The organism is Tenacibaculum sp. IMCC1 (assembly GCF_054906355.1).
Window position 1 is genome coordinate 351,550 of record NZ_CM142818.1, and the last position, 15,751, is coordinate 367,300.

General features: G+C 31.8%; 14 protein-coding genes. 4 read left to right on the top strand and 10 right to left on the bottom strand.

All coding sequences use genetic code 11. The features are described 5' to 3' along the window. Window positions 1-38 precede the first annotated feature (38 nt). Genes ACXIHB_RS01680 through ACXIHB_RS01690 form a run of 3 tightly spaced genes read right to left on the bottom strand, consistent with a single transcriptional unit; the run spans window position 39 to window position 2,132 of the window. Entirely contained in the window at window positions 39-593 is a 555-nt protein-coding gene (locus tag ACXIHB_RS01680; RefSeq protein WP_159495263.1) for an RsmD family RNA methyltransferase, read from the bottom strand. Beyond that, entirely contained in the window at window positions 593-1,423 is an 831-nt protein-coding gene (locus ACXIHB_RS01685; RefSeq protein ID WP_462098747.1) for a DUF3822 family protein, read from the bottom strand. The genes ACXIHB_RS01680 and ACXIHB_RS01685 overlap by 1 nt, the downstream gene beginning before the upstream one ends. Further along, entirely contained in the window at window positions 1,398-2,132 is a 735-nt protein-coding gene (locus ACXIHB_RS01690; protein ID WP_462098748.1) for a hypothetical protein, read from the bottom strand. The genes ACXIHB_RS01685 and ACXIHB_RS01690 overlap by 26 nt, the downstream gene beginning before the upstream one ends. Window positions 2,133-2,234: 102 nt before the next feature. On the opposite strand from ACXIHB_RS01690, the gene ACXIHB_RS01695 reads away from it, so the two are divergent. The 3 genes from ACXIHB_RS01695 to ACXIHB_RS01705 all read left to right on the top strand — a co-directional run bounded on the left by ACXIHB_RS01695 (window position 2,235) and on the right by ACXIHB_RS01705 (window position 7,077). Next, window positions 2,235-3,662, top strand: coding sequence for an ATP-dependent DNA helicase (locus ACXIHB_RS01695; protein ID WP_462098749.1), 1,428 nt, complete (start codon window positions 2,235-2,237; stop codon window positions 3,660-3,662). Between the two features lie 41 nt (window positions 3,663-3,703). Further along, window positions 3,704-4,411, top strand: coding sequence for a hypothetical protein (locus ACXIHB_RS01700; RefSeq protein WP_462098750.1), 708 nt, complete (start codon window positions 3,704-3,706; stop codon window positions 4,409-4,411). A gap of 164 nt (window positions 4,412-4,575) precedes the next feature. Continuing rightward, window positions 4,576-7,077, top strand: coding sequence for a PIG-L family deacetylase (locus ACXIHB_RS01705; protein ID WP_462098751.1), 2,502 nt, complete (start codon window positions 4,576-4,578; stop codon window positions 7,075-7,077). A gap of 55 nt (window positions 7,078-7,132) precedes the next feature. On the opposite strand, the gene ACXIHB_RS01710 is transcribed toward ACXIHB_RS01705, so the two are convergent. The 6 genes from ACXIHB_RS01710 to ACXIHB_RS01735 form a co-directional block, all read right to left on the bottom strand. Continuing rightward, a complete protein-coding gene (locus ACXIHB_RS01710; protein ID WP_462098752.1) occupies window positions 7,133-8,743 on the bottom strand; it encodes a class I SAM-dependent methyltransferase in 1,611 nt (536 codons plus the stop codon). A 72-nt stretch (window positions 8,744-8,815) separates the two neighbouring features. Beyond that, window positions 8,816-9,358 (bottom strand): NUDIX hydrolase, encoded by a 543-nt coding sequence (locus ACXIHB_RS01715; RefSeq protein ID WP_239179522.1) that lies wholly within the window; start codon window positions 9,356-9,358, stop codon window positions 8,816-8,818. Window positions 9,359-9,415: 57 nt separating this feature from the next. Beyond that, on the bottom strand, window positions 9,416-10,504 hold the full coding sequence (locus ACXIHB_RS01720; protein ID WP_047789544.1) for a M42 family metallopeptidase: 1,089 nt from the start codon (window positions 10,502-10,504) through the stop codon (window positions 9,416-9,418). Window positions 10,505-10,529: 25 nt separating this feature from the next. Continuing rightward, a complete protein-coding gene (locus ACXIHB_RS01725) occupies window positions 10,530-11,366 on the bottom strand; it encodes a lysophospholipid acyltransferase family protein (RefSeq protein ID WP_462098753.1) in 837 nt (278 codons plus the stop codon). Between the two features lie 59 nt (window positions 11,367-11,425). Beyond that, a complete protein-coding gene (locus ACXIHB_RS01730) occupies window positions 11,426-12,052 on the bottom strand; it encodes an NUDIX hydrolase (RefSeq protein ID WP_462098754.1) in 627 nt (208 codons plus the stop codon). Further along, window positions 12,049-12,516, bottom strand: coding sequence for a hypothetical protein (locus ACXIHB_RS01735; RefSeq protein WP_462098755.1), 468 nt, complete (start codon window positions 12,514-12,516; stop codon window positions 12,049-12,051). Before ACXIHB_RS01735 ends, ACXIHB_RS01730 begins: the two co-directional genes overlap by 4 nt. 137 nt (window positions 12,517-12,653) lie before the next feature. Here ACXIHB_RS01735 and ACXIHB_RS01740 point away from each other — a divergent pair, with 137 nt between their 5' ends. Continuing rightward, entirely contained in the window at window positions 12,654-12,947 is a 294-nt protein-coding gene (locus ACXIHB_RS01740) for a hypothetical protein (RefSeq protein WP_462098756.1), read from the top strand. A gap of 73 nt (window positions 12,948-13,020) precedes the next feature. Here ACXIHB_RS01740 and ACXIHB_RS01745 read toward each other — a convergent pair whose 3' ends face one another. Further along, window positions 13,021-15,591, bottom strand: coding sequence for an endonuclease (locus ACXIHB_RS01745; RefSeq protein ID WP_462098757.1), 2,571 nt, complete (start codon window positions 15,589-15,591; stop codon window positions 13,021-13,023). Window positions 15,592-15,751: the final 160 nt, after the last annotated feature.

A 15,751-nucleotide genomic window follows, 5' to 3' on the forward strand; every position in this document is an offset into this window, starting at 1 on the left:
TGATTAGGTTGTTTTAATAGATAAATTAGTTATAAGTATTACTCTTGGTTATCATTAACTATTTCAAAGAAGCTAAAAACGTTACCACCATAGCGTTTTTCATAGTTATAATAGGGATGTTGAGATAAATCTGTATGTTTTGAGTGCTCAATTATCAAAAGCCCATCATTATTTAACAAGTTGCGATCAAAAACTATGTCAGCTATTTTTAAAAATTGTTTTTCTTCAAAGTCATATGGAGGGTCAGCAAAAATTACATCTACTTTAAGGGGCGTTTTTTCTAAAAACTTATATACATCACTTTTATAGCTGTTAATAGACATGTTTAAATCCTTAGCTGTCTGATTAATGAATCTTATACAAGCATAATGAGCGTCAACAGCATTAATGGTTTCAGTACCTCGAGAAGCAAATTCGTAACTTATGTTTCCTGTTCCAGCAAATAAATCTAGTACAGAAATGTTTTCAAAATAATAGAAGTTATTTAAAATATTAAATAAAGACTCTTTTGCCATATCTGTTGTGGGTCTTACAGGCAGGTTTTTAGGAGCTGTAATTCTTTTACTTTTATATTTTCCAGAAATAATTCGCATTAGGCTATAAGTATAAAATTAGAATGATTCGAAAAGTCTTCACTATCAGTAAAAAAACTATTTATAGGGTTCATAAAGTGAATATTTCGAATGTACGTGTAAGTAATAGAGTATATATCAGATTCTTTCTCAATATCACCGATAAATGTCAATTGGAAAGAATTTGGATCCATTTGCAATTGTTCAGCAGTGAAAAGAATATAATATATAAAATCTTCTTTTGTATTATATGAAAATGAGTTATAAAATAATAGTTTTCCTTCCTTACAAACAACAATATCTAAATGAGAAGGAGAAACATGTGCAAAAAATTGCTCCTCAGAGTCATTTTCAGAGTAATTGAGTAGTTTATCAATTAAAACCGTTGAATGATGCTTGTATTCAAATTCTCCAAAGTTTTGAAAAAGATAGTTGTTAATGTTTACATAAGGTATGTAAACTGTATTAGCAGTTATTATAGTATGTAAATCGTAAGTTATAAAGTCTGTTTTTAATGTTTTTACATCATACTTTAAATAAGGAGCTAAGTTGTTTCTATCAAAAAGCTTGTTAGGAACTAACGTAGCCAAATTGTTTTGGTGGATAGCAAAAACGGATGTAAAATCTTGTTGTAAGTCTTTGTCAGTATCAAAAACACGGATGATTTTATCTAGTAATAGTTCTGGAGAAGCGATAGAACTAGAGAATGTATACTCAGTAAAAAGAAGAATTTCTTTTGTTTCTGAGTTTGATATACAAAAAGAAAATCCATCCAAACTAAATTGGATGGATAGACTTTTATGCTGCGCAAAAGCGCTATTTTTTTTACTCTTTTTTTGCAATTGCTTCACCTTTATCGTAATAAGGAGGCCAGTTACCACCTACAGTTACTTCAGTTAAAGAACCAACAGAAACAAATTCACCTTTAATTTGATCTGTTTCAATAGCTTCTAATTCTTGTTTTATTAAAGAAGGGTTCATTCCTTTTAAGATAGGCTTCTTAGAAACTTTAGCTTCAAAAACAGGAACTTCTAAACCAGCAACTTTTTCAACTCTACCTGTAGCTAATTCAAATTTTTCTTCTGTACCAGGAACATCAAACATAGTAGCATACTCTTTACCTTCAAAATATTTTAAAACAGGCTCGTACCCTACAGTATCAATAACTTTAACAGATATATCTTTAGTAATACCACCACCTAATTCAACAGTTTTTTCAACGTTTTTAGTTTCTGTAATAGCTAATTTACCATTTTTAATAAAGGCAAGCAAAGTATCTTTATTGTTAGTATATGTTCCGTAAACTTCTTTATATTTTACTTCAGCGTCTCGAATCAACTTTAAATTCTTAATAACCTTAGCATAACGTACTCTCTTGTCTTTGTTAAAATTAATAGGTTCCATAACACCATTATAAATTTTATATACTAAAAAGACAGTTGCTCCTAATAATAATATAGAGACTAACCATCTCATTTTTAGAGGAACAAACTTAACAACAAGTAATGCTAAAAGAACTGCAACTACAACAGCTGCTAAAATCATTAATAATAAATTCATTTTTTTAATTTTTAATGTATGATATTCGCAAATCTACAATTTTTTTTCAATGATGAAAATAATTATTTAGAAATAGACTTATCTTTGAATATTATTTGATATATGATGCAAACTGCTCCGAAATTTTATAAAGAAATACTACAAAAATTCCCGTATTCGCCTACAGAAAAACAAAATGAGTTACTAGATGTCTTAACAGATTTTATTTTTTCAGATGATAATCGCGCTTTATTTTTATTAAAAGGGTATGCAGGAACAGGTAAAACAACAATAATAAGTACCGTTGTACATAATTTATGGAAAATAGGACAAAAAGCAGTTTTACTAGCGCCAACAGGTCGTGCAGCGAAAGTAATTTCAGGATATTCTAACCGACAGGCATTTACGATTCATAAAAAAATTTACTTTCCTAAAAAGCAAAGTAGTGGAGCTGTAAATTTTGTAATGCAACCTAATAAGCATACTGATACTCTTTTCATTGTAGATGAAGCTTCTATGATTTCTGATGAAAAGCAGAACGCGAAATTATTTGAAAATGGTTCTTTATTGGATGATTTAATCTCATATGTATACTCAGGAAAAAATTGTAAAATTATTTTTATTGGAGATACGGCACAGTTACCACCTGTAAAGTTAACTATGAGTCCAGCTTTAGAAGCTGACAAACTTTCGTTTGAGTTTAATAAAGAAGTTACAGAAATTGAGTTAGACGAAGTGGTTAGACAAGAAGAAGGCTCAGGGATTTTGGCTAATGCAACCGATTTACGTTTGTTAATTCAGAATGATTCAATACATTTTCAATTTGATTTAAATTATCCCGACATTATTCGTCTACAAGATGGTTATGATATTCAAGATGCTATAACAATGGCTTATGATGGAGATATAGGAGTGGAAGATACTGCTATTATTGTACGTTCAAATAAGAGAGCTAATCAATACAATCAACAGATTAGAACTAAAATTCGTGGACAAGAAAATGAAATTTCTACAGGAGATTACGTGATGGTAGTGAAAAATAATTACTACTGGTTAAAAGACTCTTCTTCGGCAGGATTTATAGCAAATGGAGATATTTGTGAAGTTATGCGTATCAATTCAATTAAAGAATTATACGGCTTTAAGTTTGCAGAAGTTGAAGTTCGCATGATTGATTATCCTGATATGAAACCTTTTGAAACAGTGTTGTTGTTAGATACTCTTACAAGTGAAAGTCCGTCATTAACGTATGAAGAATCTAACCGATTATATGAAGCTGTAAAAGAAGATTTTGTACATGAAAAATCAAAGTACAAGCAATTTATGGGTGTTAAGAAAAATAAGTATTTCAATGCGCTTCAGGTAAAGTTCTCTTACGCAATGACCTGTCATAAATCTCAAGGAGGTCAATGGAAAACAGTTTTTATAGAACAACCATACTTGCCAGATGGAGCTTCGGTTGAATATTTACGTTGGTTATATACGGCTGTTACCCGTGCACAAGAAAAATTGTATTTAATAGGTTTTAAAGATGAGTATTTTTTAGATTAAAAAACTATATTCGCGTCAAATTAAAATTTAAAACTATGAAAATGTATTTTACAAAAACAAAAATTGCATTAATTTTTTCCTTAGTACTACTATCGTCATTTTCTTCATGCAGTAATAGTGATGATTTAGCGTCTAGTAATCCGTTTATAGAAATAAACTGGAGTAATGTAGGAAGCTCGTTAAGTATTCGGTCAGATGAGTTTGAAGAAGGAGGGAAATTAACTTTTGAGTTATACATGAATGGGCAATTAAAAGACTCAGAGACAATAACTACGGGATATGAAGGAGGAAATAACTATAATGGAAGTTTATACTTAGATAATACTGTGAGTTTTCCTGTTACTATATATCTAGTTGTTAAAGGTGGAGGAAGCAAAACTAAAAGTAATGAAGTTGTTATTGAGGATCCTATTTTAGGAAAAAGATTTTTAAGAGAAGCAGAAGTATTTGATAAGTTAGAGGAGACAGATATTCCGATGACTCTTACAAGTTGCGAAAAATTAAGTACTATTGAATTTTTCAGTAATAACAAGGTTAAAAGAGACTGGTTTAGTTCTAATAGTTCAACAGGCGAATGTATAGAAGAGTTAGAAGAATTTCAATGGGAAAGAGTAGGGGTTAATAAGTATAAGTTTATTTTTGATAAAAATTTTTACTTAGTAGATATGAATTTTGGGTATAAGGGTGAATCCATAGAATTTGAAGTTATCGGAAATAGATATGACAGAAAATATTACTATATACAATAAAACATATTTTTAAAAGGCAAAAAAAAACTCAAACTTCAAGTGAAGTTTGAGTTTTTTTATTGCTTAACATATAGATGTTACTTTCCAATATGTTAGCATTTTGTTAATGTACTTCATACTTTAGTTAAAAAAGTTACATTTGTGTAGTATTCAAACTATTAAAAATGCACAAAAAAGTACTTTTATTACTATCTTTTTTATTGATTTCACTAACAATAAGCGCACAAAAACCACAAAAACTTACTTCAAATCAGATTTACGAGAAAGTTCAAAAATTAAACTTTTTAGGCTCTGCATTATACATCGCTGCGCATCCTGATGATGAAAATACTCGTTTGATCGCATATTTATCTAATCATGAAAAGGCAAGAACAGGATATTTGTCGTTAACCCGTGGAGATGGAGGGCAAAATTTAATAGGTCCTGAAATGCGTGAACTTTTGGGAGTTATTCGTACTCAAGAGCTGTTAGCTGCAAGAAATGTAGATGGAGGAGAACAACGTTTTTCTAGAGCTAATGATTTTGGATATTCAAAACACCCTGATGAAACGTTAAAAATTTGGGATAAAGATAAAGTTTTAGCCGATGTAGTTTGGGCAATTCGTACTTTCAAACCCGATGTGATTATCAATCGTTTTAATCATAGAACACCAGGAACAACGCATGGTCACCATACTTCATCAGCGATGTTAAGTGTTGAAGCTTTTGATTTAGCTAATGATAAATCAAAATACCCTGAGCAATTAAAGTATACAGATACATGGAGGCCTAATAGGTTGTTTTTTAATACTTCTTGGTGGTTTTACGGAAGTGAAGAAGCTTTTGAAAAAGCAGACAAAAGTAATATGTTAAGCTTTGATATGGGAACGTACTACCCTTTAAAAGGATTGTCTAATAATGAAGTAGCAGCAATAGCAAGCAGTCAACATTTATGCCAAGGGTTTGGAAGGTTAACCACTAGAGGAAGTCAAACAGAATATGTAGAGTTTTTAAAAGGAGAATTTCCTAAAGACAAAAAAGATATTTTTTCAGGAATAAATACAACATGGAATAGAGTAGATGGTGGAGGAGAAATAGGAGATATTTTATATGATGTTGAACAAAATTTTGATTTTGTAAATCCATCAAAGCACCTGCCAGACTTGTTAAAGGCATACAAAAAAGTTAGGCAATTAAAAAATACTCATTGGAGAACTATTAAGACAAAAGAATTGAATGAAATTATCAAAGCTTGTGCAGGTTTATATTTAGAAGCATCGGCAGAAAGTTCTAGTTCAATTCCAAGTAGTACAATTAATGTAAATTTTGAAGCACTAAATAGAAGCTTTATTTCTATGGAGTTGTCGTCAATTACCATTCTTCCTGAAGGGAAAAACATCAAAAAAGAATTGGATTTAGCACCCAATAGAAAACAAAACTTTAAAAGTAAAATCAATATCGCTAAAGATGTTTCTTACTCTTCGCCATATTGGTTAGCTACTCAGTGGGATTTGGGAATGTACAAAGTAAACGATCAAAAATTAATAGGTAATCCAGAGTCTTTAAGGCCAATTCAAATTCAATACAATATTATAATTGAAGACCAACCAATTGCATTTACAATTCCAGTGGTACATAGATACGCTAAAAGAGATAAAGGAGAAATTTATGAACCTTTTGAGGTGTTACCGAAAGTAACAACAAAGCTATTGAATAAGGTACTTGTTTTTTCTTCAGAAAAATCTCAAAAAGTAACTGTAGAAGTTCGTTCTGGAGCGAAAAATACAAATGGAATAGTTACTCTAAAAGCACCAAAAGGGTGGAAAGTTACTCCAAACGAAGCAAAATTTTCTATAGACCAAAAGGGAGATATTCAGTTGATTGACTTTATGGTTACTCCAACACAAAATGAATCAGAAGGAGTTTTAAAAGCTATAGCAAAAGTTGAAGGTAAAAGTTATGATAAAGAATTGATAGAAATTAATTATAGTCATATTCCTAAACAGTCAGTATTATTACCATCACAAGCAAAAGTTGTACGTATGGATATAAAAAAGAACGGTACAAGAATAGGGTATATACAAGGTTCAGGAGATGCTATTCCAGAAAGTTTACAACAAATTGGCTACGAGGTAACAGAATTGAATGTAAATGAGATTAATGGAAATTTAGAGCAATTTGACGCAATTGTTGTTGGTATTAGGGCATATAACACTATAAAAGAATTGCAGTTTAAGCAAAAATACTTGTTAGAATATGTAAAAAATGGTGGAAATTTAATAGTGCAATACAACACGAATAGAGGGGTAGATGTACAAGCGCCGTATGAATTACAATTATCACGTGATAGAGTAACAGACGAACATTCTAAAGTAACCTTGTTAGCTAAAGAACATTCTATTTTAAATTACCCAAACAAAATTACTGAAGCTGATTTTGATGGTTGGGTACAAGAACGAGGCTTATATTTTCCTAACAAATGGAGTAAAGAATACACTTCGATATTATCTATGCATGATAAAGGAGAGTCAGCAAAAGATGGAAGTTTGTTAGTTGCTAAATATGGTAAAGGAAACTATATCTATACAGGGTTAAGCTTCTTTAGAGAGCTTCCAGCAGGAGTTTCAGGTGCTTATAAGTTATTTGCAAACTTATTATCGGTAAAAGAAAATACCGTGGAGAAATAGAATATTGAAAAGAGTCATATAAATTATAGAAAAGCGAGGTTTAAACCCCGCTTTTCTATTTAAAAAGATTTATAGAAACCGTTGCTAATTCCGAGTTTGGAAATTTTCTAAACGTGTTTTTATCATAAGTCAACCCAATAGCTTCCATAGTATTCATGTATTCATCAAGCTCAATAATGTATTGATCAGAATAACCATGTGTAGCATCGTAGGCAGTAGCCGCTGTTTTTCCTAAGTTTTTAGCAACCAATTCAGGTTTTGATGTGTGTAATTCAATTAGCAATAAGCCAAATTTACTAATAAACGGTTTCCACTTGGTAAAATGCTGTTTTAAAGATTCTACTACCAAGTTGTTATTCAAACGTTTTCCTCTGTAAGCATAAGCTCCAGTTGAATTGGTAATAGTTGAATTATCATTAGGAGCAGGCTCTTGCCAAATTCTGTTGTGATCTAAAAAGGTACGAACGTTTAATAAATCAGAAAGGTTAATTCCGTATTTATCTTGTAAATCTTCTGATAACGCTTTCGGATTTCCAATATCTCCCCAAATCACTTTAGCCCAAATATCTGCTTGTACTAGGTTTTTTCGAGTGATTTTTAATGCAGCTTCGTTATAATCGACATCAATAAGTAATAGAGGATAATCCTCTAACATAGTACCTCTTTTAGTCTGATGTTCAATTACATTAAATAAATGTTTTAAAAATGCACCATTACCACAGCCAACATCTAAAATACCTTTAGGTTGTTCGTTGATAGGTTTATTAAATAGGTTAATAATAATCTCATCGATTACTTTAAAGTAGGTAGAATGCGCGCCACCACTTCCCCAAACATTCATTTCTCTATCTACATGAATTTCGTCATTTCCAATTTCTGAAGTTCTAAAAATGTCTGGGTCTCCAAATATAAGTTTGTCTAATTTTCTAAGAGTAGGGATGTAGGAAACTGTAACTCCGTAAGCACTTGCTCTTCGAGCAAAAAACAAGCCTTCATCAGTAAACTCATAAGAGTCTTTAGTCTTGAAAAACCAACCTAGATTGGTTAATAAATCAAGTAGCCGACTAAAATTATCAGCGTCTTTATGAAACTCATCAGCACTGAATTTTGTTTGCATAAAGTATTTATGAAACATACCGCTCATACCTAATAAAACTGTTGTTGGACCAACAATAATACCTTCGATATGTGTAAGGATCTGAGCTAGAGCTTCTTTTTCTTCAGAAGTTGATGGAGTTTTAATTCCGAAGTTGTTTGTAAAGTTTTTATAAAGCTTTTCAAGCTTCTCATAAGGTTCAATTTCAAATTTTCGAGCGCTATAATTTTCTGAAAATTTCAACAATAAAAAAGCTTCTTTATATAAGTGAAAATAAGAAAAAGCTATAGCTGAAGCTTCATTGATTTCGAACTGAACAGTGTTATGTGTATTATCTACATGTTGTGTTAACCAGCCTTGAGAACACAATGTTCTTAAAGCCACATTTAAATAACCGTCATTAGCGTTAAATTCGGAAGTAATTTCATTTAAACTAACAGATTTCTTCTTTAATAAGTAGTTAGTAATTCCTTTTTCATGTAAAGTGTAAGCTGCTGGACAAGTAACAATTCCGTCTAAGTGACGAAACAACCTACTCCTTAACGCAGACTTTTCTTGTTTTGATAGCATAGTTTGATAGTTTTCATTCTAAATATAACTAATTGATTTTAAAATTAAAACTAAATTATTAAAGCTAAAAAATTAAGTTAAAATATTTAAAATATGTTTATGAACAAAAGAATAATAGTCTTGATATTGAGGAAGTAATAAGTTTTCGTAGTTTTTTGTATGCAGTATTGTTTCTAAGCTAAATAGCTTTAAGTCTGCTACTTCCTCTTCTTGAAGTTTTAATTCTTGGACAGAAACTGTTAATTCAGCAATAAATACATGATGAAACTCATTATCGATAATTCCATTCGGGTGATTTACCATGTGTTTTCGAGTACCTATTTTATGTAAGTTTTCAGGAAGAATATCAAAACCTATTTCTTCTTTAACCTCTCTAACAGCAGCAATTTTAATGTTTTCACCGGCAGCTATGTGACCAGCAACTGAAATATCCCATAAACCAGGAAAAACTTTTTTAGTTAGTGCTCTTTTTTGAAGTAGTATTTGTTTATTAGAAGTGTACAACCAAACATGGATAGTAGGGTGAAAGTAGCCATGTTTATGAGCCTCAGATTTTAAACAAGTTTTTCCTGTATAGTTTCCATTTTCATCGACAATATCTATAAGTTCATCCATAAAAAGCTGGTAAAAAAAACGTCATTACAAATAAGTAATGACGTTTGATTATTTATATTATTTAAAGTAAGAGAAATCTTCTCCGTCTTCAATTTTTAATAAACTTTCGTAAATCATTTTAATTACATTTTCAACATCTTCACGGTGTACCATTTCAACGGTAGTGTGCATGTAACGTAATGGTAAAGAGATTAAAGCAGAAGCAACTCCACCATTGCTGTATGCAAATGCATCAGTGTCAGTTCCTGTAGCTCTTGATAGGGCAGAGCGTTGGAAAGGAATTTTGTTAGCTTCGGCAGTATCAATAATTAAATCTCGTAATTTTTGTTGTACCGCAGGAGCATAAGCTACTACAGGACCTTTACCTAACTCTAAATGACCTTCTTTTTTCTTATCAATCATTGGTGTGGTAGTGTCATGTGTTACATCAGTAACAATAGCTACGTTAGGCTTAATGGTTTCGGTAATCATTTCCGCACCACGCAAACCAATTTCTTCTTGAACAGAGTTTGTAATATATAAACCGAAAGGTAATTTTTTCTTGTTTTCGTGTAGTAAACGTGCTACTTCAGCAATCATAAAACCTCCCATACGGTTATCTAAAGCACGACATACAAACTTGTTCTCGTTTAGAATGTGAAACTCATCTGGGTAGGTAATAACACAACCAACATGCACACCTAATTTTTCAACTTCTTCTTTAGTGCTGCAACCACAATCAATAAAAATATTGTCTGGTTTTGGAGCTTCTTCTTTCGCTTTATTACGTGTATGAATTGCTGGCCATCCGAAAACACCTTTTACAATTCCGTTTTTAGTGTGAATGTTTACAATTTTACTAGGAGCAATTTGGTGGTCGCTACCTCCGTTACGGATTACATAAATTAATCCGTCATCAGAAATATAGTTTACATACCAAGAAATTTCATCAGCATGTCCTTCAATAACTACTTTATATTTAGCATCAGGGTTTATAATTCCTACAGCAGAACCATAAGTGTCGGTAATAAACTCGTCAACATAAGGTTTTAAATAGTCCATCCATATTTTTTGCCCTTCCCACTCGTATCCTGTAGGAGCAGCATTATTCAAGTATTTTTCTAAAAAGTCAATAGACTTTTCATTTAAAATAGATTTATCAGCCATAACTTAAACGTTAATTTTAATGTTATTAATCTTTCTTTTCTTTTTCTTTAGGTTTATCAGCTCCCCAAAAACGTCTCTTTTCAATAAACTCTTCTTGTTCCTGAAGTTGTTTTGGTGTTAACACCTTTAAAAAAGATGGGTGTTGCTCTATTGCATACTCAATTTTTTCAACAATGCTAGCCACATCTTCATTTTCGTAATCAATTTCTAAAGGTTCTTTAATAACCATAGATTGTAGTACGTTACGTTTTTTTATCATCAACCCTTTTTTGTCAAAAGAACGTCTAAACCCGTCAATTACTATAGGAACTACAATAGGCTTGTAGGTTTTAATGATATGGGCTGTACCACGACGAATAGGCTTAAAAGGGGTAGTTGTACCTTGTGGAAAGGTAATTACCCAGCCATCGTCTAAAGCTTTTCCTATATTAGAAATGTCAGACATTTTTACTTGTCTGTTTACATCTTTTCCTGCGCTTCTCCAAGTTCTTTCAACAGAGACAGAACCTACATAAGCAAAAATTTTAGGAAGCAAACCAGAACGCATGGTTTCACCTGCAGCAACATAATAAATATTTAGTTTAGGTTTCCATAAATACCCTACGTTTCTAATATTGTCATCTCTACCTTTTAAAGCGGCATTAAATACGTGAAACATGGCTGCTACATCGGCAAAATAGGTTTGGTGATTGGAGATAAATAGTACTTTTTGGTCGGGGAGACTTCTTAAAACATCCATTCCCTCTATTTGCAGGTCATTAAACTTACGGTAACGTCCGTGAGAAATAACTCCGAGAACTTGTATTAAAAATCTTTTAACGAACAATATATGTCCAAAAGGATTCCTTTTAAATAAAGGCATTTTTATAATCTGGTTTTATTAGTGTAAATGCTAAATTACAAAAGAAAACCATAAAAAAACTATTTAAATAAATCTTTAATTTCTGAAAGCATCATGGCAGTTGCACCCCATACAATGTAATCGTTTAATTTAAAGCATGGTACCTCAATATTTTTCATGTATGAGGTTTCCATTTCTACTGAAGTCAAGTTTGAATCGTCTAATAAATCAGCTAATAAAACTTCAATAATTTCTGCAACTTCTTCGTTTGGAGTGAAATGAGGTGTTTTTTCTGAAACACCTATAAATGGAGCTACTAAAAAGTTACTAGGAGGAATATAGGCGTCTGAAGTTTGTCGTATTATTTCAATAGATTTATAGTGTATACCAACTTCTTCAAAAGTTTCACGTAAAGCAGTTGTTTTTAAGTTATTATCCTCTTTATCGAATTTACCTCCAGGAAAACTTATTTGTGATGAATGTGCTCCGTTATAACTGGCTCTTTCAGTAAGTAAAAAACGTGTTTGGTTATTATTGTCAGGGTAAAATAATGCTAAGACAGCTGCTTTTCTAGGATTTTTACTTTGTATTAATTCTTCTGAAAAACGTGTTCTTAACTTTGGAGCTAATTTAAATTGAGATGTTAAACCACCCAGTTGCTTTTGCTGCAATCTTTCTATTTGATTGATGAAATCAGAAAAAGTCATTCGTTTTTAATCTTTTTTATTTTTTTATTTACATAATAAGCTGCTATCCAGCCCGCAATAAAAAATATGTATCCGAGAACGGCATAAATAACCTGTCTTATATATTTGTCTTTTGGGAACTCATGTTCATCGTCATATCTATAATCTGTGAAGTTATTATCTCCTGGTACATTCCATATTTTTATTGAATCTTTTATTCCTTTTATTCTTTCTTTACCTTCAGGTAGAACTAAATCTTTTGATATGTTCTTATTCGTTTTGAAATATACACATACTAACTGTCCCCCATGTGCAGTTTGAATTGATTCCATAGAGTCAATTACCACAATCTCTTTTTTGAACAAATGTGACTTTTTGATCATTCCATATCCTCCTCTGAATACTAGAGCTAATAGAAAAAAGCCTGCTATAGAGCCAAACTGTATAAAAATTAATGTTGCTTTTGCCCATACTAATCTTTTCATTTTTTGATTCATTGGCGATTTTAGCGTGTTTACTTAGTTTTTAGTATTTTAGGACAAACTTATCAATTTACAAGATAAAAGTTATAAATTTTGGCTTGAATTTTGATTTGTTGAGTGTAGAATTAATTTAATACTAAATGAATAAAGAAAAAAAGTACCAAAAACTAGCATTAAGTTTGTTGTTTGACGCGATAGGATATGTATCGTATTTAATTCCTGGAGTGGGAGAGTTGTCTGATATTGTTTGGGCACCAGCATCAGCGTACATAATGACAAAAATGTATAAAGGAAATAAAGGTAAAGTAGCAGGAGCGATTGCTTTTATTGAAGAAGCGATGCCTGGGTTAGATGTTGTGCCAACATTTACTCTTATGTGGTTATATACTTATGTTTTTTCTTCAAAGGAAACAAAAACTACGATTGAAGTTTAGCCTTTTAAGTCGAATAAAAGAATAAAGAGCTTCCAATTTAGGAAGCTCTTTTTAGTATTCTATAACTTATAAACTATTTCTTGATGATTTTTTTTGTAAATGATTTCTGACCATCGTTTACTTCAAGAATATATATGCCGTTATGTAGGTTTGAAACATCAAGATTATTATGAGTAACTTTTCCTGTTAAAACTTGTTGTCCTGTTAAGGTTGTAACTTTAAAAGTAGCATTTCTGTCATCAGCTAATTTAATTCTTACGAAGTCTATACTAGGGTTTGGTGAAACACTAGCATCAAAAATGGAAGTTTCATTGCCCAACTTTCCATCAATAGTGATGTTGTTGTACCCTAAACCTTTAGAGCTACTACCTATGTTAACAGTATAATCTTCAACTTCACCATAAGAAAAAGTCTCACAAGCAGATGGAGCTGCATTCCATTTCATTGATACACGCATTCTTGTAGTACCTGCTAAAGCAGAGGTAGGAACAGAAAAATTATAGGATAAATTACCAGAGCTAGATGAAGAACCACTAACAACTTCTTCAGAAGATTCAAAAGTTCCATTTTTATTAAAATCAATCCAAACTTTCCAGTATTCTGTGTATGAAGAACTAGCAAATCCAGCGCTTACTACAATAGTATTACTTCCAAAAGCTAAGTTTCCAGTTAAAGAAGTAAAGTCTGCATATCCATCGTTAGCACCAGTAGCATTGGAAATCCCTCCAATAACAACATTATCAATCCATTCATAATTAGCATTATTACCCTTAGTGTTACAGTAAGAAATTGTGTTTGCTAAAGTTGTTACATTTACGGTATTACTTGAAGAAGAAACATTATTGGCAGCATCTTTAGCTTTTACTGAAAAAGTATAGTTTGTAGAAGCCGTTAATCCACTTACAGAATAGCTTGTAGTAGTAACAGTAGCTATTTTAGAACTACCTTGATAAACATCGTATCCTGTAACACCAATATTGTCAGTTGAAGTAGTCCAGCTTAAATTAACAGAAGTTTGTGTAATATTTGAAGCAACAACATTAGTTGGCGTAGATGGAGCAGTTGTGTCTGGGGTAGAAGTTCCTCCATCAATATTGTGGTTTCCCAAGCCGCTAAATGTATCTTTTGCTAATATATTCCATTCAGAAGTTGTATATGTACTGTTAGGAGATGTAACAGAAGATTTTCTTTGCATTGTTTTGTCTTGTGCAAAAGTTGAAGAGCTATTAGGATTTCCAATCAAATCGATAAGAGTACTTCCTTTGAATAAACCAACAGCATCGTTTCCATTAAAAGAAATTACACCAGTATCTGTCCTGTCAGCTTTATTTAATATTGTGCTAGAAGCACTGCTATTAGCTATGACATACACATCACCATTTGTTAATTGACCACTTAAAGTTAACGTATTGGTCCACCCACCACCGTTGGCAGCTTTCTTTAATGAATACCCTGATAAGTTTACACTGGCTCCAGTGAAATTAGCAATTTCAATAGCTTTATTATTTGAAGAACCCTCTACATACTCAGAAATTAATAAATCCGCAGCTGTTCCATTTCCTCCACCTGAACTTGTGTTAGTTGTAATAGAAACAGAATTACTAGAAGTAGATTGATTACCTGCAGCATCTTTAGCTTTTACAGAAAAAGTATAATTAGTTGCTGCTGTTAAACCTGTAACGTTATACGAAGTTGTTGTAACGGTAGCAATTTTCGTAGTTCCATTGTATACATCATATCCTGAAACACCAACATTATCAGTAGAAGCTGACCAAGTTAAATCAACTGTAGTTTCTGTAATATTTGAAGCAGCTAAATTAGATGGAGTAGTAGGAGCTTGTGTGTCTGATACACTACCACCTCCAAATAAATCTTCAGCTTGAGGTCCTCCCCAAATTTTAGTAGCAAATGCAGGGTTGTCAATAAACGGATTACGATTTCCTTGAATTCCTTCTAAAATAGGATTACGTTGCTTTTCAAAGTCTGATACTGGATCGTCTACATTCCATTGAATAAATAAAGCAAGCATGTTAGAGTCAGAAGCCATCGTAGCTCCTGTACCAACACCCGTAGGTAAACATTGGTTACCGTAACGTAAATACATATACATCATCATACGAGCAACATCACCTTTCCATTCGTCTCCAGGATACCAACCTCCAGAAACACTACCAGCATTACCAGAACCATTTACAAATTTTTTACTACCTCTTTGAGAGTTGAAAGAAATATCAGAAGGTCTTAAATGATGTGCATCTGCACCAGGACCAGAAGTTCCTAAATTAGGACTTCCTAATGATTTAGGGTATACATGTTCTCTGTTCCATTGTGTACCAGCACTACCACCATTAGCATCTTTACTTCTAGTTCTATCGGTTACATAATTACCGTCAGTATCACTATACCCATAAATTAATAAAACCTTACTAGCGTCGTTAGGATCTAAATCAGTTTGTTTAAGTGCATTCCACACACCAGGTGTGTATGACAGGTTTGTTGTATGTGTATTAATAATTTTAGTAGCGAGCTCATTTTTTAATGCTGAACCAGATAAATTCAAATTAACATCGTTGTAATATGAAGGAATTTGTGAAAAAACAGCTAATGAAGCTATTAAAAAGAAGAAGAGTAGTTTGTGTTTCATAATATTTTATTGAAAAAGTTAAATTTTTGTTAACCTCCTGCAAATCAATAAAAAATATAATTTTTTGATGTTATCAAAAGGTTAATAATCAATAGTATATCTTTTGTAGATAACTAGTTTATAGTTTTTCCTTTATTTTGCGTAAATTTGCACGCTAAAA